The sequence below is a fragment of the Streptomyces sp. NPDC055962 genome, from assembly GCF_042270185.1.
Classification (GTDB): domain Bacteria; phylum Actinomycetota; class Actinomycetes; order Streptomycetales; family Streptomycetaceae; genus Streptomyces.
The window spans coordinates 44,098-66,130 of record NZ_JBHJYN010000016.1 but is presented as its reverse complement, the minus strand read 5'-3'; the positions used below and the strand labels follow the sequence as shown (position 1 = coordinate 66,130).

Sequence of the window (22,033 nt, the reverse complement as noted above, 5' to 3'; positions counted from 1 at the left end):
CTTCTGTTCCTGAGGTCCGTACGGGGAGGTGGCAGGCAAGTGGAGCAGCTGACGCAGCATGACCCGAGGCGGATCGGCCCGTTCGAGGTGCTGGGACGGCTCGGGGCCGGCGGCATGGGGCTGGTCTATCTGGCGCGGTCGGCGTCGGGCCGACGGGTGGCGATCAAGACGGTCCGCACGGAACTGGCCGAGGACCAGCTGTTCCGGGTCCGCTTCACGCGTGAGGTGGAGGCCGCTCGCGCGGTCAGCGGCTTCTACACGGCCGCCGTGGTCGACGCCGACCCGAGGGCCGCAGTGCCCTGGCTGGCCACCGCGTACGTCCCCGCCCCCTCCCTCGAGGAGATAGTGAGTGAGTGCGGGCCGATGCCGACGCAGGCCGTGCGCTGGCTGGCCGCCGGGATCGCCGAGGCGCTCCAGTCGATCCACGGGGCGGGCCTCGTCCACCGGGACCTGAAGCCGTCCAACGTCCTCGTGGTCGAGGACGGGCCGCGGGTCATCGACTTCGGTATCGCGTCCGGCGTCTCCAACACCCGCCTGACCATGACGAACGTGGCGGTGGGCACACCCGCCTACATGTCTCCGGAGCAGGCCCGTGACTCGCGCAGCGTCACCGGCGCGAGCGACATCTTCTCGCTGGGCTCGACGCTCGTCTTCGCGGCGACGGGCCACGCGCCCTTCCACGGGGCGAACCCGGTCGAGACCGTGTTCATGCTGCTGCGGGAGGGCCCCGACACGGAAGGGCTCCCCGACGACCTGCGCCCGCTCATCGAGTCCTGCATGCAGATGGACCCCAAGCGGCGGCCCAGCCCGGCGGACCTCCAGTCCCAGCTGGCCCCGCACCTGTTCGCCTCGGGCAGCGACGACAGCGGCACCGCGTCGGCCTGGCTGCCGACCGTCGCCACCGCGATGATCGAGCAGCGCCGCGGCGGCGGCCGGACCGTCACCGTCGCCCCGGCCCCCGTGGCCGTGCCCCCGCCCCCGCAGCAGCCCCCGCCGGGTGCGGACGGTGCCTGGCGCGGCGGCGGTGACCTGCGGACCGCCCCCGCCCCGGTGTCCGCGCACGACGGCGGGCCCGTACGGCTGGCCGGCGCCCAGGTGCCGATCGGGCCCGGCCCGCGCCCCGTGGACGTACGCGGACCCGCCGCCGCGCACGCCGACCCGGCCACCGGCTGGGTGCGCGCGCCGGGCGGCCGGAGCGCCGTCACGCCCCCGACGGCTCCGGTGCCCGCACCCGCGCAGGCCCCGGACACCGCGCCCGCCGCGCCGGAGCGCTGGCGGCCGTGGCGGTTCCGTATGTCGAACGACGTGTGGGGCACCCCCGTCGTGGTGGGTGATCTGCTCTACGTGACGTCGTTCGAGGTCCACGCCCTGGACGTCGGCAACGGGCGCCGCCAGTTCAAGACCCGCGACGTCGCCTGGTCGATGGCCGTCGACGGGGGCCGGATCCACGCGTCGGACGGACCGTCCCTCTACGCCCTGGACGCGGCGACCGGCGCCGAGCGGTGGCGGCTCTCGACCGACGCGTGGGTGTACTCCCTCAAGGCCGACCGGGGCACCGTCCTGACCGGGACGCGGGGCGGCGGCGTCCAGGCGTGGGAGGCGTCCAGCGGCGAGAAGCTGTGGGAGACCTCCGGCGTCCAGACGGACTTCGAGACGGCGGAGGCCGGACCCGTCATCCACGACGGCACGGTCTACCTGTGGCAGGACGCCCGGCTGCGGGCCGTCGACGCGCGCACCGGCAGCGAGCGGTGGTCCTACCCCGTCGGCGACGCCGCCTCCTGCGGCGGCGTGCCGGTCCGGCTGACCCCCGCGCCCGACGGCTTCGTCTACGTCGCGGCGGGGACCCGCGTGCTGGCCGTGGACGCGGTCTCCGGCCGGGTGCGCTGGCACTTCGAGTCGCCCGCCGTCTTCCTCTCCCCGCCGGCCTTCGCGCCGGGACCGGCCGTCACGGGCGGCGGGGTCTACCTCGCCGACTACCTGGGCACCGTCTACGCGCTGGACGCCTCGACCGGCAAGGACCGGTGGCGCATCGCCACGGAGGCCCGGAAGTCCGCCGAGTCCGTGCTGGTCACGGGGGGCAACGTGCACGTCGGCAGCGGCAGCGCCCTGTACACCCTGGACGCGGTGACCGGCACGCCGAAGTGGCGTTTCGCCGCGGGCGGCGAGGTCGTCGGCGCACCGGTGGTCGCGGACGGCCGGGTCCACTTCGGATCGGCGGACCACGTGCTCTACACGCTGGACGCGGCGGGTGGCCAGCTCCGCTGGAAGCTGGCCACGGGCGGCGAGATCACGGGCTCCCCGGTCGCGCAGGGCGGCGTCGTGTACGCGTGCAGCAAGGACCGCTGCGTGTACGCCCTGGACGCGCTGAAGGGCACGGGGACGGGGAACAGGGCGCGCGCCTGAGCCCGGGGAAGCCTCTCAGGGGTGGGGCGGGTGGTACCGGTCCCGGTCCTGCCGCTCCCCCTCGTCGGGGTACTGCACGGGGTACTCGGCGGTGTCCTCGTCGGCGGGCGACGCCCGGTGCCTGCCTGGCCCGGTGTACGGATCCGCCTCGGGCTCCGGAGCCTGGGACGTGTACGCGGCGGGACCCGGCTCCTGCGTCGGAGGCCAGGTGTCCGGGCGGTCGTCCGGCGGCACGGGATACGGCTCCGGGGCGTTCCGGCCGGGGCGCGCGGCCCGGCGGCGCCCGGACATCAGCAGTGAGCCCAGCAGGATCAGGAGACCGCCCGCCAGCGCCTGGGCCACACCCCAGCCGAGGCCGGACCCGTCGCCGTCGAGGACCAGGCCGCTCTCCGCCCGACCGAGCCGGACCATCCAGAACACGGTGAAACCGAGTACGACCAGACCGGCGAGGGCGACCGCCGAACGCGAGCGGAGCACGACCCCCACGAGGGTCAGCAGCGCGGCGAAGAGGAACGGCAGCAGGATCGAGGCCATCACCGACGAGGAGACGTCGGTGATGCCACCGAACAGGTCCTGGATGCGGTAGTCCCGCCCGAGGCGGGTGTCGTACCAACGGCGGAACGGGCTCTGCACGGCCGCCGCCGCTCCCACGAGGGCGACGACGGCGCCGAGGACATTGCGGATCATCGACAGCCTCCCGGGCCGGGGCGCGCGCGGCTGTGCGCACCGCTCCCGCGCTCGACGCTACGCCCGGCCGATCCCGCCTGCCATCGGAGACCATGACCAGACCGTGACAGGGTCATGACGGGACCACGGGTGAGGGCCGGGAATGCTGTGCGTTACGGTGTCGCGCGGTCGTGCGACGGCCGGGAACCGACGACGACAGCGAGGGGGGCTGCATCGATGATGCGGCGACAGATGAGGTTCGCGGCCGTACTGGTCGTGGTGGTGCTCGCGCTCACCGGATTCTCCACGTCCAGCCACGGAGGCAAGAGCGGGAAGAGCCGCAGCAGTGGCTCCGGGGGTGGAGGATGCTCCAACTCGAAGAAGAGCAACGGAAGTTATCACCACTATGACGACGATGACGACTACGACAGCTCGTCGAGTTCGTCCGGCGGCTCCACGTACGAGTCGGCCACGCCCGGCCCCACCGCCTCGGACGCCCCCGTGGTCCGCGTCGTCCGCTGCGCCCAGCCCAGGAAGGGCAAGCGTAAGGCGGTGACCTCCTCGACGGTCGAGATCCGTTCGACGGCATCGACCGAACAGACCTACGAGGTCGACGTGACGTTCGTGGACGCCAAGGGGCTGACCGTCGACACCGGCGAGGCGACGGTCGACCTCGTGTACGGCGACACCGAGACCGTGACGGTGAAGATGGACAGCCCGGGCCTGGTCTCCCGTGTGAAGCGCTGCGTGGTCACGGCCGAATCGACCTTCTGAACGCCCCGCACGTGAGCAGGGGCCCGAGCCGTACGGCTCGGGCCCCTGCTCACGTGTCCGGACATGCAGCGGCCGCGACGGCTCCCCCTCCGCGCCGCCGCGGCCGCTCCCCCGTGCGGGAAGGTCTACTTCGCCGGCTCGCTCGTGGCGTGGGCGTCCTGGGTGGTGAGCTCCTCACCGGTGGCGTGCGCGTCCGCCGGCTTGAGCGGCGAACCGGTGGCGTGGGCGTCCTTGGTGGTGATCTCCTCGCCGGTGGCGTGCGCGTCCGCGGGCTTGAGGATGTCGCTCTTGTCGGCCATGCAGCTCAACTCCTGAAAAGGTGGTTACCACGGATGGGGAGCTCGCCCGGCGGTTCCCCCGTGGATCGCCGGGCGGGCTCCCAGGGCCGATCACCCTAACGGTGAGGCCACTCGCCGATCCGTCTGCCCCCCGACGCGACGGATCGATGAGTAGAGAGTGCCGCGGGGCGATAAACGATTGATGAACGCCGGTCAGGAAGCCTTGGTGACAGGAGCCGGGGCCAGGAGTTCCCGCACCGAGGCGGCTTCGGGGGACCCGAGCTCGTCGAAGACCGAGAGCGCCTCGTTCCAGCAGACCTGGGCGCGGTCCGTCTGGCCGATGCCGGCGAGCCCCCGGCCCAGTGTGGTCAGCACGTTCGCACGGCGCCACTCGCCCCCGATCCCTCGCAGGATCGCCAGCGCGTGCTCGGCGTGGGATGCCGCGTGGGCGGGCTGACGGATGGTGAGGTGCAGCTCCGCCAGCCGGAACAGGGTCATTCCGTGCCAGAGCTGCTGCCGGCTGTCCCGGAATATCGCCATCGCCTCGGTGAGCGCCTGCTGCGCCGAGGCCGTCCGCCCCGTCCCGGTGAGCGCCAGCCCCAAGGCGTACTTCCCGTTGGCCAGACGCAGCGCGAGACCCGAGGTGTCCGCCTCGTAGATGCTGACGCCCTGCTGGGCGAGGTCCACGGCGCTCGTGGTCCGTCCCGTGGCCAGATGGACCCGGGAGAGGTTGCACAGCGCCGAGGCCTCACCGGGCTTGTTGCCGTCCGCGCGGAAGGCGGCCAGCGCTTCGCTCAGATGGTTCTCGGCGTCGGCATGCCGGTTCTCGTACAGGGCGATGATCCCCCGCTGGTTCGGGACCTGTCCGAGGGCGACCGGGTCGTCGGCCAGCCTGCCGAGCTCCAGTGCGCGCCGGGCCTCGGTCTCGGCCTCCGCGAACCGTCCGGACACGCTGAGGGCGTGCGTCAGCATCGTCCGGGCCCGGCCCTCGGCCTGGGCGTCGCCCGCTGTCCGCGCCGCGTCGCTCACCGCCTTCGCCGCGGTGGCGAACTGGTGCGAGTCGGCACCGGATTCCCCCAGGTCCACCATGGCCATGAGCAGATCGGCGGCGCGTCGTGGCATGCCGGAGCCCGCGGACTGGGCCGCACAGGCCAGGAGCCCGCTGGATTCGGAGAAGAGCCAGTCCAGCGCGGCCTCACGGACCTGGAACACGAGCCCGGGATAGGCGGTGCGCGAGAAGTGGTCGAGCACGCGCTCCCCCGGACGCTCCAGCGCGTACACCCCCGCAGCCGTCGCCAGGTAGAAGTCCAGCAGCCGGGAGAGCGCCAGCTCCCTCTCCACCGGCGGCTGTTCGTCCCGTTCCGCGCACGCGCGCGCGTAGAGGCGCACCAGGTCGTGGTAGCGGTAGCGGCCCGGGGCGGCCGACTCCAGGAGGCTGGTGTCGACCAGGGTCTCCAGGAGGTCCTCCGCGGTGCGGGGGTCCAGGTTCAGGAGGGCGGCGGCCGCCGCGAGGGAGATGTCCGGGCCGTCCGCCAGGCCCAGGAGACGGAAGGCGCGGGCCTGTGCCGGCTCCAGCTGGCCGTAGCCGAGCTCGAAGGTGGCCTTCACCGCGAGGTCGCCGGCCTGGAGCTCGTCGAGGCGGCGGCGCTCGTCGGCGAGCTTCGCGGCCAGCACCGAGACCGTCCAGGTGCGGCGGGCCGCCAGCCGGGAGGCGGCGATACGGATGGCCAGGGGGAGGAAGCCGCACGCGGCCACCACGTCCAGCGCGGCCTCGCGCTCCGAGCGGACGCGCTCGTCGCCGACGATCCGGGTGAAGAGCTGGAGCGCCTCCTCGGGGGACATCACGTCCAGGTCCACGAGGTGCGCGCCCGCCAGGTCGACCATGCGGACCCGGCTGGTGACCAGGGCCGCGCAGCCCTCCGTGCCGGGGAGCAGGGGCCGGATCTGGGCCGCGTCGTGGGCGTTGTCGAGCAGGACGAGGACGCGGCGGCCGTCGAGCGCGGAGCGGTAGAGGGCTGCCCGCTCGTCCAGGGAGTCCGGGATGGCGGAGTCGGCGGTGCCCAGCGCGCGCAGGAACGCCCCGAGGACGGTCTCGGGCTCCGCGGCCCGGGCGCCCGCCCCCTGAAGGTCGACGTACAGCTGGCCGTCCGGGAAGTGCCGGCGCGCCTGGTGGGCGACGTGCACGGCGAGGGTCGTCTTGCCCACGCCGCCGATACCGGCCAGCGCGGAGACGGCCATGACGGAGCTCTCGGCACTGACCAGCTGGTCGCCCAGTTCGCGCACGAACGCGGCGCGGCCCGTGAAGTCCGGGACGGTGGCGGGGAGCTGCGCCGGCCGGAGCGGGGCGGCCGCGGCCGCGGGCTCGTCCGCCGGGCGGGCCAGCTCCTCGTCGGCCCGCAGGATCCGCTGCTGGAGCTGGGCGAGTTCAGGGCGCGGGTCCACGCCCAGTTCCTCGGCGAGCAGCCGACGGGTGTCGGCGTACACCGCGAGCGCCTCGGCCTGCCGGCCGCTGCGGTACAGGGCGACCATCAGCAGTTCGCGCAGCCGCTCACGCAGGGGGTGCGCCGCGGTGAGCGCGGTCAGTTCGGAGACGGCCTCCGCGTGGCAGCCGACCTCCAGGTCGAGGTCGAGGCGGGTCTCGGTGAGCTGGAGCCGCCACTCCTCCAGGCTGCTGCGCTGGTTCTCCGCGTACGGGCCCGGGAGGGAGGCGAGCGCCTCTCCGTCCCAGAGGCCCAGCAGTTTGTTGATCAGGGTGCGTGCCTGGCAGCGGTCCCCGCCGCCGCGGACCTTCTCCGCCTCGGCGGCGAGGTCCTGAGCGAGCGTCAGATCCAGTGCCTCACGGGGGATCCGGACCGCGTAGCCGCCGGACTCGCTGACGAGGGTGTCCTGGCCCAGGGTCTTGCGGAGCCTGGACGCGTACGTCCGTACCGTGGCCAGGGCCTGGGACGGGGGGTCGTCCCCCCAGAGGGCGTCGATGAGCTCGGCGGCGGTGGCCGTGCGGCCGTCGCGCAGGAGCAGGGCGGCCAGCAGGGCGCGTTGCTGCGGGGAGCCCGACGGCAGGGGCTCGCCGCCCCGCCAGGCGCGTACGGGGCCGAGCACGGTGAAACGGAGCCGGTCCCCGGCCTGTTCCCGAGGCGCGCGTTGCTCCGGAACGCGCACGCCCGGCCCCTTGTCGCGGTCCATGATGCCCCCTGTCCTGCTCGCCCCGCCGGTCCTGCCGGTCCCGCCGCACCGTACCGCTGGTACCAGACTCAACAGTCTGCCTTGTGAGGGGCGGGCTCGTCAGCATCGGGTGACGCTCTGCACAGGCCCTGAACATGTCCGGGCCCGGTCGCGGCCGCTGTGACCTGCGGGGCCCGGACAAGGCAGGAGCCCCGTTCCTCCGCCGGGGCGGGGGAGCGGGGCTCCTTGGGTACTGCTCACTCGGCCGCGATCGGCCGACCCGGGCAACTAGGCCGGGGTGACGTTCTCAGCCTGCGGACCCTTGGGACCCTGAGTGACGTCGAAGTTCACGACCTGGTTCTCCTCGAGGGAGCGGAACCCGGACGCGTTGATCGCGGAGTAGTGGACGAAGACATCCGGGCCGCCGCCGTCCTGGGCGATGAAGCCGAAGCCCTTTTCAGCGTTGAACCACTTGACGGTTCCGGTAGCCATAAAGCCCTCCTTGGGCCAAAGGGTTGCCCTGCTCCAGAACCTGCAAACAAGTCTGAAAACTACAAAAGCCTGCGGGTTACATGCTCCGCAGGCTCTGTACTGCAAGGGAAACCAAACTGCAACTTGCGGGCGAGCCTAGCACGCAGTGTGCGGGGAGCGGTAGAGGGAAAGATCACTTCACCCGGATGTTTGATCGGGGCGTCGGAGAGGTGACGGACAAGGGCTCCGGAGGGCACTCGGGACGCCCCGATGAAGCGGGCCGGCAGAGGCAGGTCTAGCCTCGCGATGTGGACAATTCAACCGTCTCTCCCGTAGAAGGCGACGACCGTCGCAGCAGGCCGCGCGTCGGCCACATCCAGTTCCTGAACTGCCTCCCCCTCTACTGGGGCCTGGCACGGACGGGGACCCTGCTCGATCTGGAGCTCTCGAAGGACACCCCGGAGAGACTCAGTGAGCAGCTGGTCGCGGGCGACCTCGACATCGGGCCCGTCACCCTGGTCGAGTACCTGCGCAACGCCGACGACCTGGTGGCCCTGCCCGACATCGCCGTCGGCTGCGACGGCCCCGTCATGTCGTGCGTGATCGTGTCCCAGCTCCCCCTGGAGCAGCTGGACGGGGCCCGGGTGGCCCTCGGCTCGACCTCGCGCACCTCCGTACGGCTGGCCCAGCTGCTGCTCTCGGAGCGGTACGGCGTCGCCCCCGACTACTACACCTGCCCGCCGGACCTCGGGCTGATGATGCAGGAGGCCGACGCGGCCGTCCTTATCGGCGACGCGGCGCTGCGGGCCAACCTGCACGACGCCCCCAGGCTCGGACTCCAGGTCCACGACCTGGGCGAGATGTGGAAGGAGTGGACGGGGCTGCCGTTCGTCTTCGCGGTCTGGGCGGCGCGCAAGGACTACCTGGCCTCCCACCCCGAGTACGTGGAGAAGGTGCACGAGGCGTTCCTCGCCTCCCGCGACGTCTCGCTGGAGGAGGTCACCAAGGTGGCCGAGCAGGCGGCGCGCTGGGAGGCCTTCGACGCCGAGGTGCTGGAGCGTTACTTCACCACCCTGGACTTCCGCTTCGGCCCGGACCAGCTGGCGGGGGTGCGCGAGTTCGCCCGGCGGACCGGCCCGACGACCGGTTACCCGGCGGACGTCAAGGTCGAACTGCTCGGCGGCTGACACCGGCGGCCCGGGAATGGTGCGGGAGGGAAGGGGAATCCCGCGCCCTTCCGGGCCTTCCCGTCCGGGTGTCCTTTACCTCTGACGCGGCCCTGACGCATGGCTCCGGCATTCCGTTCCCGGGAAAGGGCGCGAATGTCCGGAGTTCCGTGACGGAGACCTCCTCCGGGCACCCGCGGGGGAATAGCGGACGACGCGCGGAAGCCCTTCCGGTTTCTCTCCGGTGAACCCCGGCCTACGTGGACGAACGGCGTATTCACGCCTTTCCGAGTGGCGAAATCCCTGCTTCGTGCCCATAGGGGCGATATCGGCTCACGGGGTCTCCGTGACCCCGTGAGCCGGGCGCCCTAGGCTGCGGTCCGAGTCCCGGGGTCCACAGGGGGAGACCGTATGCAGCCGCTGGAAGCCGGCGAACCGCACACCATCGGCGCCTACCGGCTGCTGGGCAGGCTCGGTGCCGGCGGGATGGGCCGCGTCTACCTGGGCCGCAGCGCCGGCGGCCGTACCGTCGCGGTCAAGGTCGTCCACCCCCACTTCGCCCTCGACGAGCAGTTCCGCGCGAGATTCCGGCGCGAGGTGGACGCCGCGCGGCGCCTCGGCGCGCAGTGGACGGCCCCGGTCCTGGACGCCGACCCGGACGCGGCCGTGCCGTGGGTGGCCACCGGTTACGTCGCAGGGCCCCCGCTCTCCGACGCGGTCACCCGCCACGGCCCGCTGCCCGAGTACGCGGTACGGACCCTGGGGGCCGGGCTCGGCGAGGCACTGGACGCCGTGCACGCGCACGGCCTCATCCACCGGGACGTCAAGCCGTCCAACGTCCTGCTCGCCCTGGACGGCCCCCGTCTGATCGACTTCGGTATCGCCCGGGCCCTCGGCGCCACCGTCTCCCTCACCTCCACCGGCGTCTCCGTCGGCTCGCCCGGCTACATGGCGCCCGAGCAGATCCGGGGGCTGGACCTCTCCGGCGCTGCCGACGTCTTCTCGCTCGGCGCGGTCCTCGCCTACGCGGCGACCGGCACCGCGCCCTTCCCGGGCGACTCCTCCGCGGTGCTGCTCTACAAGGTGGTCCACGAGGAACCCGAACTCGGCGACCTGGAGGGCGATCTGCGGGAGCTGGTGGCCGGATGCCTCGCCAAGGACCCCGCCGACCGGCCCGCACCCGCCGAACTCGCCCGCAGGCTCGCGCCCGGCGGGGCCGCCGCGCTGGTTGCCCCCGGCTGGCTGCCGGGCCCGCTGGTGCGCGAGGTCAGCCGGTCGGCCGTGGCCCTGCTGGACCTGGAGCCGCAGGACGCGCCCGTGCAGTCGGGCCCGGTGCCGTTCAGCAACGCCTCGCTGGGGGCCGCGCCGCTCGGTGCCTTCGGCCCGCCGCTGCCGGCCCCGCCCGACGGGCTCCCGGGCACCCCGGCGGAGCGGGGGCCCGGAGCCCGGGTCGCCGTCACCATGGACTCCCGCCCCGAGCCCGGCGGCCGCCGGGGGCGCCGGGTCAGCTGCACCGTCGCCCTGGCCGTCGCCGGCGCGCTGGCCGTCGTGACGATCGGCACCGGGATGCTGGGGGACCTGTTCGGGAGCGGCGACGAGGACCGGGGCAACGACACCGCACAGCCCCCCTCCTCCGGCGGGTCGCCGACCCCGCCCGACGCGGCGCAGCCCCAGCCGTCCGCGAGCTCCTCGGCCGCCTCCGCACCCGTCGGCGCGGTACCCGAGGCGTTCGCCGGCACCTGGAAGGGCCCCGCGACCGAGCGCAGCGGCCTGTCGCACGGCACGGTCACTGCCGTCTTCGTCGAGGGGAGGAAGGGCGACGAGGTAGTCCGGCTGTCGTACCGGTTCGACGCGCTCGGAACGACCGTCGTCTGCAAGGCCGTCGGGACGCTCACCTCGGGTACGGCCACCGAACTGAAGATCCGCGAACGCGCCGACCCCGATGCCCGCGGCGGCACCCTGTGCACCGGGGGAGAGGCCGACCTCGTCTTCACCCTCGGCGCCGGCGACACCCTGCTCTACGAGTCGCACGAGGAGGCCGCGGGCACGCCCAAGGGCACACTCACCCGGTCCGACGGCTGACCCCGACAGGGGCTGGCGTAGGCTGGATCGGTCCGTGGATCCGTAGAAAAACCGCCGAAAGGTGACAGCCCGGTGACCGAGAAGGCCGACCTTCAGCCCGTCCTCGACCGCGCCGCCGAAGGCGGGCGGATCACTCCGGAGGAGGCGCTCGACCTCTACAGGTCGGCACCGCTGCACGCGCTGGGGGCCGCCGCCGACGCCGTGCGCCGCCGCCGCTACGCCGGTACGGAGCACATCGCGACGTACATCATCGAGCGGAACATCAACTACACCAACGTCTGCGTCACGGCGTGCAAGTTCTGCGCGTTCTACGCGCCGCCCAAGGACGCTGCCAAGGGCTGGTCCCGCGACCTCGACGACATCCTGCGCCGCTGCGCGGAGACCGTCGAGCTCGGCGGCACCCAGATCATGTTCCAGGGCGGCCACCACCCGGACTACGGCGTCGAGTACTACGAGGAGCACTTCTCCGCGATCAAGAAGGCGTTCCCGCAGCTGGTCATCCACTCGCTCGGCGCCTCCGAGATCGAGCACATGGCCCGCATCTCGGGCGTCTCCGCGGAGGAGGCCGTCCAGCGCATCCACGCCGCCGGTCTCGACTCCTTCGCCGGCGCCGGCGCCGAACTGCTGCCCGCCCGGCCGCGTACGGCGATCGCCCCGCTCAAGGAGTCCGGCGAGCGCTGGCTGGAGATCATGGAGATCGCCCACGGCCTCGGCGTGGAGTCCACCTCCACGATGCTGATGGGCACCGGCGAGACCAACGCCGAGCGCATCGAGCACCTGCGGATGATCCGCGACGTCCAGGACCGCACGGGCGGCTTCCGCGCCTTCATCCCGTACACCTACCAGCCGGAGAACAACAAGCTGAAGGGGCAGACGCAGGCCACCCTCTTCGAGTACCTGCGGATGATCGCCATCGCCCGGCTCTTCCTCGACAACGTCGCCCACATCCAGGGCTCCTGGCTGACCACCGGCAAGGAGGTCGGCCAGCTGTCCCTGCACTACGGCGCGGACGACCTCGGCTCGATCATGCTGGAGGAGAACGTCGTCTCGTCGGCCGGTGCCAAGCACCGCTCGAACCGGCTCGAGATCATCGACCTCATCCGCAAGGCGGGCCGCGTCCCCGCCCAGCGCGCCACGACCTACGAGCACCTGGTCGTCCACGACGACCCGGCGAACGACCCGGTCGACGAGCGCGTCGTCTCGCACATCTCCTCGACCGCGATCGCGGGCGGCACGGCGCACCCGGAGCTGAAGCTCCTCGACGCCCACTGATCACCGCGTGCTGACCGTTCACGCCGCGCCCCTGGTCCTGCCGGTCGGCGCGGCGGCCGTCGCCGAGGGCGCGGTGGCCGTGGACGGCGACCGCATCGTGGCCCTCGGCCCGCTGGACGCGGTCGTGGCCGCGCACCCGGCGGCCCGGGTCCGGCGGTGGCCGGGCGTCCTCACGCCGGGCCTGCGCCAGTGGGACGGCCTCGCCCTGCTGACCCGCTGCTACCACCCCGACCCGCGCGAGGCCGACGAGCTCGGCGAACAGCCCCTGACCGGAGCCGAGTTCGAGCGGCTGGACGGGCAGATGGACGGGCCCCGCCGGGCGGGCAGCGTGCGCCGAGGACTGCAGCGCATGCTGCGCCACGGCACCACCCATGTCGCGGGCGGCTTCACCGACCCCGCCGTACGCACCGCCGTGGGCCGCGCCGGTCTGACCGTGGTCCGGCCGGGCGGGGTCCCGGCCGGCGAACCGGACCTGGACCCCTTCGCACGCGGACTTGACCTGGCCGGCACCGCGCACGGCCCGCTCGCCGTCGGCGGCCGCGCCGACCTGGCGGTCTTCGACGTGCCGGACGAAGCGGCGCTCTGCGCGGCGGGAGCGGCGAGCTGCGTGGCCACGGTCCTCGGCGGACGGCTGGTGCACCGGCGGCGGTGACGCCGCCGGCAACGGCCTCACGGCACGGAGGGCCCGCCCAGGTACCGCCCCTTCGCGTCGTACGGCCAGGCGTTGGAGACGCAGCCCTTCAGCCCCTTGATCTGCTGCATCATCGCGGGCGCGGGCTTCCCCGCGCCGGGGCAGGTCTCGTGCCCGTGGCCCAGCCAGTGGCCGACCTCGTGATTGACGATCAGGGCCCGGTACTCGGAGGCGGACCCGTCGAACGTCGGTGAACCCAGCTGCCAGCGGGCGAGGTTGACCATGACGTTCTTCCCGCCCCGACAGTTCACCTCACCCCTGGTGTTCAGCCCGTACTGCCCGCAGAGCCGGTCGGTGGTGCGCGGTGTCCCTATGCGGATCACCAGCCCGGCGCTGTCGTCGTCGACCTGCCGGAAGGTGCGGCTCCCGCCCTTGCTCCAGCCCCGGGGGTCGGCGAGTATCTCCGCGACGTCCTCGGCGGCCCTGTCCGGGTCCACCCCGATGCCGTCCTCCACCTCGACCCGGTAGCGGCTGCCCGCGCCGCCCGAGGAGGCGCCCTCGTGCGCCACCGTGAACGTGCCGGGACCCGAGACGGGCACGGAGTCCGGGTCCACGGGCTCCTCGGCGTCCGGCGAGGGATCGGCGGATCCGGAGGAGGCCGAGGGAGCGGGGCTCACCGGCACCTCCGGTGAGGCCGGCGCCTCGGGCGGGGCCGTGGCCGTCGGCGAGGCGCTGCGGCCGGGCTCCCGGCCGGCTGCCACCGCGTCGCCGCCGTCCTGCCAGGGCGGGGAGACGTGGAGGAAGGCGGCGACGGCCGCCGCCGCGACCACGGCCCCTGCGAGGACGGCGCGCCGTCTTCGTATCCGTCTTCGGCGGTCCAGGGACCGCTTCCGGGCCTGTGCGCGCGAAGGCCGTGTCCTCGGAGCTGATGTCCCGGCCCCCCGGCGGGCGCCCGCGGCGCTCCGCGGACGACGTGTGTCATCGATGTTCATCTTCTGGTTGCTGTCCGTGGTCTCGGAACGTCCGTCCAGGAAAGGGGGATTCACCCGCCCTGCACGCTGACCTCTCTCTGGAGCACCGGGTGCTCGTCCGCGTACCGCACGACGTCCAGCAGCCCGCTTCCCCTCACCCCGTCGAGGAGCTGCTGAACGGTCACCGGCGCGGAAACCCCTTTCCCCTCGTCCGGTGAGACGTCGATCAGGACCGTGCTGTTCCCGAATTCGAAGTCGATCGATGTGGATGTCGTTTCCAGGGAGTTGACGGCGGACCGCCGGAGCCGCGCCTCGCTGCCCTCGGCGAGCTCCGCCTTCACACAGGTCATCCGCTTCCGCGGGACGTCCCGGCACTCCTCGGGCGCCTTGCCGTCGGCCGGCCGGACCGTGAAGTGCACCGTGAAGACGTTCCCGTCCGCCTCCCCCTGGTAGCGCACGACGGTGGAGTCGACCGGCCGGATCGTGCCGACGGTGTCCGGAAGCGCCTCGTCCAGTGCCACGGCTGCGCGCTGCTGGAAGTTTTCCAGGCGCTGCCTCTCCCCGGCGGGCAGACCGGCGAGGCCGCCCTCCACCTGCTCCCCTGGGGAGGGTTCCACATGGACCGGTGTGCGGTACGGCGCAGGAGCCGCCGCCACTCCCGTGGCGGACGCGGGGCTCGGCCCGGAGTCGCCGCCCGACAGCACGGCCGCGCCGAGCACGCCCAGGGTGACCGCCCCGAAGGCGCTCGCCGTGAGCGCGAGGCGGGTCCTCGCCCGGCGACGCCTGCCCCGGGCGACGGCTTCGGGCACCAGATCGGGAAGCGGGCCCAGACCGTCGGCCGTGCGCTTCATGACGTTTTTGACGAGCAGGGCGTCCTGGTCCGTCACGTGGGCTCCTCAGTTCGGTGTGATGTAGACATGAGCCGGTCCCAGCCGCTCCCGCAGCCGGGCCAGGGAACGCGAGCACTGGCTCTTGACGGTGGACTCGCTGCATCGGAGCAGCTCGGCGACCGACTCCACGCTGAGGTCCTCCCAGTAGCGCAGAACCACCATCGCCCGGGCGCGTGGGGGCAGTTCCGCGAGTGCGGCCAGCAGGGTCACGGTCAGGTCGGGGCCCACGGCGGCCCGGGGCACCTCGATGGGGGTGTGGGCCAGGAGGTCGCGCAGCCGGCGCCGGCGCTCGGCGAGATACGTCCGCGTCAGCACCGTGCGCGCGTAGGCCTCGGGGCGGTCGGCCGCGCTCACCCGCCGCCAGTGCTGGAAGATCTTCGCCAGGGCCGTCTGGGTCAGGTCCCGGGCGCCCTCCCGGTCACCGCAGAGCAGGTACGCCGTGCGGTACAGACGCTGCTGGTTAGCCCGGGCGAAGTCCTCGAAGGAGTCCTCGAAACCGCTCGGGCCGGTGGAGCCCCTGTCGCGCAGGACGGGCATCCGCCCTCCTCTCACATTCTCCGGTGGTCTCACCCCTGTACGAGCGCTGCCGGCCCGGAAAGGTTGAAGCCCCTCCCACGCCGCCGCGAGGGAGCGGGGACGGGGCTGCTTGAATGGGAGGGTGACCCGAGCATCCCTGGACAAGCAGCCGCACGAAGTCGCCTCGATGTTCGACGACGTGGCGGCGAACTACGACCTCACCAACGACGTGCTGTCGCTCGGACAGGCGAGGCTCTGGCGCAAGGAGGTCGCCCGCGCCGTCGACGCCCGGCCTGCCCAGAAGATCCTCGACCTGGCGGCCGGCACGGCCACCTCCTCGCAGCCGTTCGCGCAGGCCGGCGCCTACGTGGTGCCCTGCGACTTCTCCATCGGCATGCTCAGGGTCGGCAAGCAGCGCCACCCGTGGATGCCCTTCACCGCGGGCGACGGCACGAAGCTCCCGTTCAAGGACGAGACCTTCGACGCGGTCACGATCTCCTTCGGCCTGCGCAACATCCAGGACACCGGCGCCGCGCTCGCCGAGCTGTACCGCGTCACCCGTCGAGGCGGCCGCGTGGTGATCTGCGAGTTCTCCCAGCCGACCTGGACGCCCTTCCGGACCGTCTACACCGAGTACCTGATGCGCGCGCTGCCGCCCGTCGCGCGGGCCGTCTCGTCCAACCCCGACGCCTACGTCTACCTCGCCGAGTCGATCCGCGCCTGGCCCGACCAGGCCGGCCTCGCGACCCTGATGCAGAAGGCCGGCTGGTCGAAGGTGGCCTGGCGCAATCTCACCGGGGGAGTGGTGGCCCTGCACCGGGGCGTCCGCGACTGACCGCCCCGGCGGCGGGCCTCCCACGGCCCCGGCCGGCGGCAGGCGGCGGGGGCTCGGAGCTCCGACCGGCCGGCGGGTGCTCGGGGCTCCGGCCGGCCGGCAGGCGGCGGAGGCTCAGAGCTCCAGCCGGAAGCAGTACGCCTCCTGCCCCGACACCGGGCTGACGTACGTCTCGGCCTGCCGCATGCCGAGACGTACGGCGACGGCGACCGAGCGCGCGTTGCGTGCGTTGATCATCGCCACCACCTCCCGCACCCCGCGTTCCCTCACGCGCTCCAGCGTCGCCCGCGCGGCGGCGGTCGCGTACCCGCGCCCCCATGCCGCCCGGCCCAGCCGCCAGCCGATCTCGACCTCGCCCACCGGGCCGAACGACGCGTGGGGCCACGGCTGGGCGCCCGTGAAGCCGAGCACCTCACCCGTGTCGTCGAGGACCGTCCACAGACAGTGGCCGAGCTCGGCGTCGTGGCGGCGCTGGCGGGCGGTCAGCTCCTCGTACACGGAGTACTCCGCGGGGCGGCCGCCGAGGAACTCCATCACCTCCGGGTCGGCGAACACCCGGTGCCAGGCCAGGGCGTCCTCGTCGGTGGGGACACGCAGATGGACGGGCGGAGTCTGGTCAGGCGCGTGCGGCATCGGGGAGCCCTTCGGGAGGTTGATCAGCAGGCACCCATAGACTGCACGCGACCTGTGCCGCGCGGCACGCGAATTCGAGTCTTCGGGAGATCCGACCGTGACCGAGCCCCTCTCCGAACACAGCGCGGACGTGATCGTCGTCGGAGCGGGCCCAGCCGGCTCCACGACCGCGTACTACCTCGCCAAGGCCGGACTCGACGTGCTCCTCCTGGAGAAGACCGCCTTCCCGCGGGAGAAGGTCTGCGGCGACGGTCTCACCCCGCGCGCCACCAAGCAGCTCGTCTCCATGGGCATCGACATCTCCGAAGAGGCCGGCTGGCTGCGCAACAAGGGCCTGCGCATCATCGGAGGCGGCGTCCGTCTCCAGCTGGACTGGCCGGACCTCGCCTCGTACCCGGACTACGGTCTCGTCCGCAAGCGCGACGACTTCGACGAACAGCTGGCCCGCCAGGCCCAGAAGGCGGGCGCGCGGCTCCACGAGCGGTGCAACGTCGGCGAGCCGGTCAAGGACGAGCGCACCGGCCGCATCATCGGCGTCCACGCCAAGCTCGGCGAGGAGAAGACCCCGGTCACCTTCCACGCCCCGCTCGTCGTCGCCGCCGACGGCAACTCCACCCGGCTCTCGCTCAACATGGGCCTGCACCGCCGCGAGGACCGCCCGATGGGCGTCGCGGTCCGTACGTACTTCACCTCGCCGCGCCACGACGACGACTACCTGGAGTCCTGGCTGGAGCTGTGGGACCGCCGCGGCGCCGAGGACCGCCTGCTGCCCGGCTACGGCTGGATCTTCGGCATGGGCGACGGCACGTCCAACGTCGGCCTCGGCATCCTCAACTCCTCCAAGGCCTTCCGCGAGCTCGACTGGCGCGAGGTGCTCAAGGCCTGGTGCGCCTCCATGCCGGAGGACTGGGGCTACACCCCCGAGAACATGACCATGCCCATCCGCGGCGCCGCGCTCCCCATGGCCTTCAACCGCCAGCCGCACTACACCAAGGGCCTGCTGCTCGTCGGCGACGCGGGCGGCCTCGTCAACCCCTTCAACGGCGAGGGCATCGCGTACGCCATGGAGTCGGGCCAGATCGCCGCGGACGTCATCGTCCAGGCGCACGCCCGCGCCACCCCGGCGCAGCGGGAACTGGCGCTCCAGCACTACCCGAAGATCCTCAAGGACACCTACGGCGGCTACTACACGCTGGGCCGCGCCTTCGTGAAGATGATCGGGAACCCGCACGTCATGAAGATCGCGACCCAACGCGGTCTGACCCACCCCCTGCTGATGAAGTTCACGCTGAAGATGCTCGCCAACCTCACCGACCCGACGGGCGGCGACGCGATGGACCGCATCATCAACGGCCTCTCGAAGGTCGCGCCGAAGGCCTGACCGCGATCCCCCGGGGCCCCGTCCCCGGCGCCCCGGCCTGCGATAGGTTCGGGGCCATGGGGGCATCTAGGGCATGGACCAGCCGGGGCTGCCGGTGGCTCGGCGCGGCCGGATCGCTGGGCGTCGCGTCGGGCGGCTGGGCCGTCGGCACACTGCCCGCCCGCGACCCGTGGGGCCTCTGGGTCCCCCACGGGGCCGCCGTCACCGCCGCCGGGTACGCGCTCGCGTACGGCGGACTGACCGCGCTCGTCGTCGCCTGGTGGCTGTACGGGCGGACGGGGGCCTCCGTACGCGGCACCCTCACCACCCTTGCGTGGTGGACCGCGCCGCTCGTGGTGGCACCACCCCTCTACAGCGCCGACGTCTACAGCTACATCGCGCAGGGCGCGATGGTCCTCGAAGGCCACGACGTCTACAGCGTCGGGCCGTCCGTCCTCGACCCCGGCGGGCCGGGCGGCGACGCGGCCGCGAGCGTCGGCGGCCACTGGACCGACACCCCGGCACCGTACGGCCCGTTCTTCCTGATCCTGGCGCGCGCCGTGACCTGGACGACCGGTGGCACGATCGTGCCCGCCGTCCTCGGGATGCGTCTCCTCGCCCTGGGCGCGCTGGTGCTGATCGTGTGGGCCCTGCGGAACCTGGCACGGGAGCACGGCCGCAGTGAGAGCGCCGCCCTGTGGCTGGGCGCGCTGAACCCGCTCCTGCTCATCCACGTCGTCGGAGGGGTCCACAACGACGGTCTGATGACCGGTCTCATGCTGGCGGGCGTGCTGCTCGCACTGCGCGGCAGGTGGATCACCGGCTCGGCGCTCCTCGGCCTCGCCGTGATGGTCAAGTCCCCGGCCGCGGTGGCGCTGCTGTTCGCCGGCGTCGTGGTGGGCCGGGCGTCGGCCGGACCGGCCGTGCGCCGGGTGGCGAAGGGGCTGCTGCCCGGGCTGGTCGCCGGGACCGTCGCGGCCGGGGTGAGCCTCGTCCCCGGCACGGGCTTCGGCTGGCTGGGGACCCAGAGCGTCGCGGGGCGCATCCACACCGCGCTGTCCCTCACCAGCGACCTCGGCCTGGGACTGGGGGAGCTCCTGCGGCTGCTGGCCGGGACGGACCCCGATCCGGTCAAGTCCTCCGTGCAGAACCTGGGCCTGCTGGTCGCGCTGGTCCTCATCGGCCGCCTGGCGTGGCGGGCGGCGACCGGGCGCACCGAACCCCTCCGCGCCCTTGGCCCGGCGCTGCTGGCCCTCGTCGTGCTCTCGCCGATGGTGCAGCCCTGGTACCTGCTGTGGGCGACGGCGGTGATCGCCGCGACCGCGAACGGCGGCCGGGCCCTCGGCGCGGTGACGGTGCTGTCGGCCGCGCTCGTCTACGAGACGCAGCCCTCGGGCTCGACCCCGCCGTACGGCTTCGTCCTGGCCGCTCTCGCCTGCGCGGCGGGCGTGGTGCTCCTGCGCCGGGAGCGGAGCGAGGGCGGACGGGCGCGCGTGCCGGGCCAGCGTCCGCCGGCGGAGGCCGCCGTGGAGGCCGACGCGCCCACGGCACGATGACGGGCCGTCACTCCGGATGGTGGAGGGACGGCCCGTGATCGTGCCGAGGCGTGCGGAGCTTGTGAATCAGAGAACGCGGACGGCGCCCGACGGCGGGTCGTAGTCCAGGGACTTCTGCACGACGCCGGTGCTGGAGTTCTGCGCACCGACGAACTGGCCGCCGCCCACATAGATCCCGACGTGGTACGCGCTGCCCGCGCCACCCCAGTACAGGATGTCGCCGGGCTGGAGGTTGTCGAGCGAGACCTGGGTGCCGGCCGTCGACTGGTCCTGCGAGACGCGCGGCAGGTCGATGCCGACCGAGCCGAAGGCAGCCTGGACCAGACCCGAGCAGTCCCACGAGTTCGGGCCGGTGCCGCCGGAGACGTACGCGTCGCCGACCTGGGACTGCGCGAACGCGATGACGGACGCGGCGGACCCGGTGGCGCTCGAGGACGACGAGGAGGACGAGCCGGAGGATGCGGTGGAGGCGCTGAGCGTGGTGCGCTCGGCCGAGCGGGAAGCGCGCTCGGCGGCCTCGGCCTTCTTCTCGGCCTCCGCCTCCGCCTTCTTCTTGGCCTCGGCCTTGCGGACCGCCTCGGCCTTGGCCTTCTTGGCGGTCTTCGCCGCGGTGGCGGCTGCGGCGTCCTCGTGAGCCTGCGTCTCGAGGTCGAGAGCGACAGCCTGGGTCGCCTGCGCGGACGCGGCGACGGAGGTGGAGAGCCCGGCGGTGATGGTGGGCATCTCGATGGTCTGGGTCACCGGCTCGGCCTGAGCCGGCCCGGCGGCACCCGCGACCGCGATGGTGCTGAGGACGCCACCGGCAACTCCTGCCCGCAGTGCCGTCTTCGAGGCACGCTGGCGGGGCTTCCGGTGGCTGGGTATGTGAGCGGTGTGGGACATGAGTACTAGCGCTATCAGGGCTGTAGGGGTCCCATCAAGAAACGTGTGTTGCGACACAGTTACGTTCGGAATCCGTGAATCCGCTTGTTACGGGCCCTTATTGACGCCCTAACGGGCAAAACGGGCATGCGTGTACACCGCTGTGATCACGGCGTTCTTTCAATACGCCCGAATTGCCCGTCGCTTACCATCCGTTCACACGGTTGGCCAAGCCCGCTTGTCTTGAAGCATGCATGGAGTGGCGCAGGTCACAGCATGACTCTTCCGTGAGAGGCAACCGCGCGGCCGCGCGCCGCGTGGGGAGCGGGGCCGGCGGCGGTGTGGCCCATAGGTGAGTCATGTCCGTTCTCCGGGCCGTCCGCCCCGGGTTCGTCGACGACCCTCCGGCCGCCCGCAGGGGGGCGTCGGTGCCCCTCCGGCCGCCCGGCGGGGTCCGGAGGGGTCCGAGCCGGCCGCCCGCCGGGGTCCGGAGGGGTCCGAACCGGTCGCCCGCCGGGGTCCGGAGCGGGGTCCGGCGGCCGGCTCGCCGGCGACCCTCCCGGGAGGGCGGTGGGTGATCCGCTCGGGAGGGGCTGCCGGTCGTCCGCGGACCGCACCCCGGACGCGATCCGCGCCCTGCCCGGTTCGCATCCGCGAGCCGTGCTCCGGGCCGCCCTCCGGGGCGGGTTCGGAGTCGCTCCCGGGCTGCGCCCGGAACTTCGTGAATGCGTGCGCAATGTCCACATCGGTACCGGAAGCCCCTCGTCCGGGTGGAGGTGCCCTGCGGCGGATTCCTATATCACCCGATCGGTGTCCATCGCCAATTTGCTTGTAGTGGCTGTCCATTGATAGAGCCACGCCCTTCTGACCAGCGGTAACGCCGCAAGATGTCACGTCTCGTAACCGCCCGGCCGCTTCGCGTACGAAGATCACCGCTCATCCGACTTCATGATCGTTCGTCAGGTGGTGGAGATCACAAAGACGTTGCTGTACCCCGTGTCGCAGATCACAGGACGGCAGGCATAGGATGCGGGGCAGTCGGGCTTGTGAACTGCCTCACATGTGCACGATCTTGATGAGGTGGCGAGCCGAATCGCCCGATGCGGTCCAACGGTCAAGGACGACTGGAAGGAGCGAGGAGCGTGAATGCCTACGCGCCCATCCTCGTGCTCGGCGCCCTCGGGGCAGGGTTTGCGATCTTCTCCGTGGTCATGGCCACGCTTATCGGCCCGAAGCGGTACAACCGAGCAAAGCTCGAAGCGTACGAGTGCGGCATCGAACCCACCCCCACTCCAGCCGGAGGCGGCCGTTTCCCCATCAAGTACTACCTGACGGCGATGCTGTTCATCGTCTTCGACATCGAGATCGTCTTCCTCTATCCCTGGGCGGTCACCTTCGACGCCCTGGGGATCTTCGGGCTCGTGGAGATGCTGCTCTTCGTGCTCACCGTCTTCGTCGCCTACGCGTATGTGTGGCGCCGGGGCGGCCTGGAATGGGACTGAGGGG

Annotated in this window: 19 protein-coding genes; 10 read left to right on the top strand and 9 right to left on the bottom strand. The window is 72.6% G+C overall.

From position 1 onward, the window contains the following. Window positions 1-39 precede the first annotated feature (39 nt). Entirely contained in the window at window positions 40-2,403 is a 2,364-nt protein-coding gene (locus tag ACFC51_RS31955; protein ID WP_376381249.1) for a PQQ-binding-like beta-propeller repeat protein, read from the top strand. 15 nt (window positions 2,404-2,418) lie between these two features. On the opposite strand, the gene ACFC51_RS31950 is transcribed toward ACFC51_RS31955, so the two are convergent. Beyond that, window positions 2,419-3,090 (bottom strand): hypothetical protein, encoded by a 672-nt coding sequence (locus tag ACFC51_RS31950; protein ID WP_376381252.1) that lies wholly within the window; start codon window positions 3,088-3,090, stop codon window positions 2,419-2,421. A 216-nt stretch (window positions 3,091-3,306) separates the two neighbouring features. Between ACFC51_RS31950 and ACFC51_RS31945 the strand changes: the two genes are divergently transcribed. After that, the gene (locus tag ACFC51_RS31945; protein WP_376532122.1) at window positions 3,307-3,843 is read left to right on the top strand and encodes a hypothetical protein; all 537 of its coding nucleotides are present in this window, start codon (window positions 3,307-3,309) and stop codon (window positions 3,841-3,843) included. A gap of 125 nt (window positions 3,844-3,968) precedes the next feature. Here ACFC51_RS31945 and ACFC51_RS31940 read toward each other — a convergent pair whose 3' ends face one another. The 3 genes from ACFC51_RS31940 to ACFC51_RS31930 form a co-directional block, all read right to left on the bottom strand. Beyond that, complete coding sequence (locus ACFC51_RS31940) at window positions 3,969-4,142, bottom strand: hypothetical protein (RefSeq protein WP_376374593.1); 174 nt, start codon at window positions 4,140-4,142, stop codon at window positions 3,969-3,971. A 192-nt stretch (window positions 4,143-4,334) separates the two neighbouring features. After that, entirely contained in the window at window positions 4,335-7,304 is a 2,970-nt protein-coding gene (locus ACFC51_RS31935) for a BTAD domain-containing putative transcriptional regulator (RefSeq protein ID WP_376532120.1), read from the bottom strand. A 267-nt stretch (window positions 7,305-7,571) separates the two neighbouring features. Beyond that, on the bottom strand, window positions 7,572-7,775 hold the full coding sequence (locus ACFC51_RS31930) for a cold-shock protein (protein ID WP_003967102.1): 204 nt from the start codon (window positions 7,773-7,775) through the stop codon (window positions 7,572-7,574). 287 nt (window positions 7,776-8,062) lie between these two features. Here ACFC51_RS31930 and ACFC51_RS31925 point away from each other — a divergent pair, with 287 nt between their 5' ends. The 4 genes from ACFC51_RS31925 (at window position 8,063) to ACFC51_RS31910 (ending at window position 12,926) form a co-directional block, all read left to right on the top strand. Next, window positions 8,063-8,941: a menaquinone biosynthetic enzyme MqnA/MqnD family protein gene (locus tag ACFC51_RS31925; protein ID WP_376374599.1), complete on the top strand. Its 879-nt coding sequence runs from the start codon at window positions 8,063-8,065 to the stop codon at window positions 8,939-8,941. 390 nt (window positions 8,942-9,331) lie between these two features. Then, window positions 9,332-11,002, top strand: a complete 1,671-nt coding sequence (locus ACFC51_RS31920; RefSeq protein ID WP_376374601.1) for a protein kinase — start codon at window positions 9,332-9,334, stop codon at window positions 11,000-11,002. A 72-nt stretch (window positions 11,003-11,074) separates the two neighbouring features. Further along, entirely contained in the window at window positions 11,075-12,274 is a 1,200-nt protein-coding gene (gene mqnC / locus ACFC51_RS31915) for a cyclic dehypoxanthinyl futalosine synthase (RefSeq protein ID WP_376374604.1), read from the top strand. 7 nt (window positions 12,275-12,281) lie between these two features. Then, window positions 12,282-12,926 carry a hypothetical protein gene (locus ACFC51_RS31910; RefSeq protein ID WP_376374607.1) on the top strand — a complete coding sequence of 215 codons (645 nt, stop codon included), beginning with the start codon at window positions 12,282-12,284 and terminating at the stop codon, window positions 12,924-12,926. A 17-nt stretch (window positions 12,927-12,943) separates the two neighbouring features. Here ACFC51_RS31910 and ACFC51_RS31905 read toward each other — a convergent pair whose 3' ends face one another. From ACFC51_RS31905 to ACFC51_RS31895, 3 genes are read right to left on the bottom strand one after another with little or no spacing between them, the layout of a single operon-like run. Continuing rightward, window positions 12,944-13,897 carry a DUF3152 domain-containing protein gene (locus ACFC51_RS31905; protein ID WP_376374609.1) on the bottom strand — a complete coding sequence of 318 codons (954 nt, stop codon included), beginning with the start codon at window positions 13,895-13,897 and terminating at the stop codon, window positions 12,944-12,946. Window positions 13,898-13,947: 50 nt separating this feature from the next. After that, window positions 13,948-14,763 (bottom strand): hypothetical protein, encoded by an 816-nt coding sequence (locus tag ACFC51_RS31900; protein WP_376532118.1) that lies wholly within the window; start codon window positions 14,761-14,763, stop codon window positions 13,948-13,950. 9 nt (window positions 14,764-14,772) lie between these two features. Further along, window positions 14,773-15,303: a SigE family RNA polymerase sigma factor gene (locus tag ACFC51_RS31895; protein ID WP_376374615.1), complete on the bottom strand. Its 531-nt coding sequence runs from the start codon at window positions 15,301-15,303 to the stop codon at window positions 14,773-14,775. Between the two features lie 121 nt (window positions 15,304-15,424). Between ACFC51_RS31895 and ACFC51_RS31890 the strand changes: the two genes are divergently transcribed. Continuing rightward, window positions 15,425-16,117, top strand: a complete 693-nt coding sequence (locus ACFC51_RS31890; RefSeq protein WP_376374618.1) for a demethylmenaquinone methyltransferase — start codon at window positions 15,425-15,427, stop codon at window positions 16,115-16,117. A 114-nt stretch (window positions 16,118-16,231) separates the two neighbouring features. Here the strand turns inward: ACFC51_RS31890 and ACFC51_RS31885 are convergent, their stop codons facing one another. Then, window positions 16,232-16,750, bottom strand: a complete 519-nt coding sequence (locus ACFC51_RS31885) for a GNAT family N-acetyltransferase (RefSeq protein WP_376374621.1) — start codon at window positions 16,748-16,750, stop codon at window positions 16,232-16,234. A 97-nt stretch (window positions 16,751-16,847) separates the two neighbouring features. On the opposite strand from ACFC51_RS31885, the gene ACFC51_RS31880 reads away from it, so the two are divergent. Further along, window positions 16,848-18,131, top strand: coding sequence for a geranylgeranyl reductase family protein (locus ACFC51_RS31880; protein ID WP_376374623.1), 1,284 nt, complete (start codon window positions 16,848-16,850; stop codon window positions 18,129-18,131). 56 nt (window positions 18,132-18,187) lie between these two features. Beyond that, window positions 18,188-19,666: a polyprenol phosphomannose-dependent alpha 1,6 mannosyltransferase MptB gene (gene mptB / locus ACFC51_RS31875; RefSeq protein WP_376532116.1), complete on the top strand. Its 1,479-nt coding sequence runs from the start codon at window positions 18,188-18,190 to the stop codon at window positions 19,664-19,666. A gap of 66 nt (window positions 19,667-19,732) precedes the next feature. On the opposite strand, the gene ACFC51_RS31870 is transcribed toward mptB, so the two are convergent. Beyond that, window positions 19,733-20,548 (bottom strand): C40 family peptidase, encoded by an 816-nt coding sequence (locus ACFC51_RS31870; RefSeq protein WP_376374629.1) that lies wholly within the window; start codon window positions 20,546-20,548, stop codon window positions 19,733-19,735. Between the two features lie 1,121 nt (window positions 20,549-21,669). Between ACFC51_RS31870 and ACFC51_RS31865 the strand changes: the two genes are divergently transcribed. Continuing rightward, entirely contained in the window at window positions 21,670-22,029 is a 360-nt protein-coding gene (locus tag ACFC51_RS31865; protein WP_003992243.1) for an NADH-quinone oxidoreductase subunit A, read from the top strand. Window positions 22,030-22,033 lie beyond the last annotated feature (4 nt).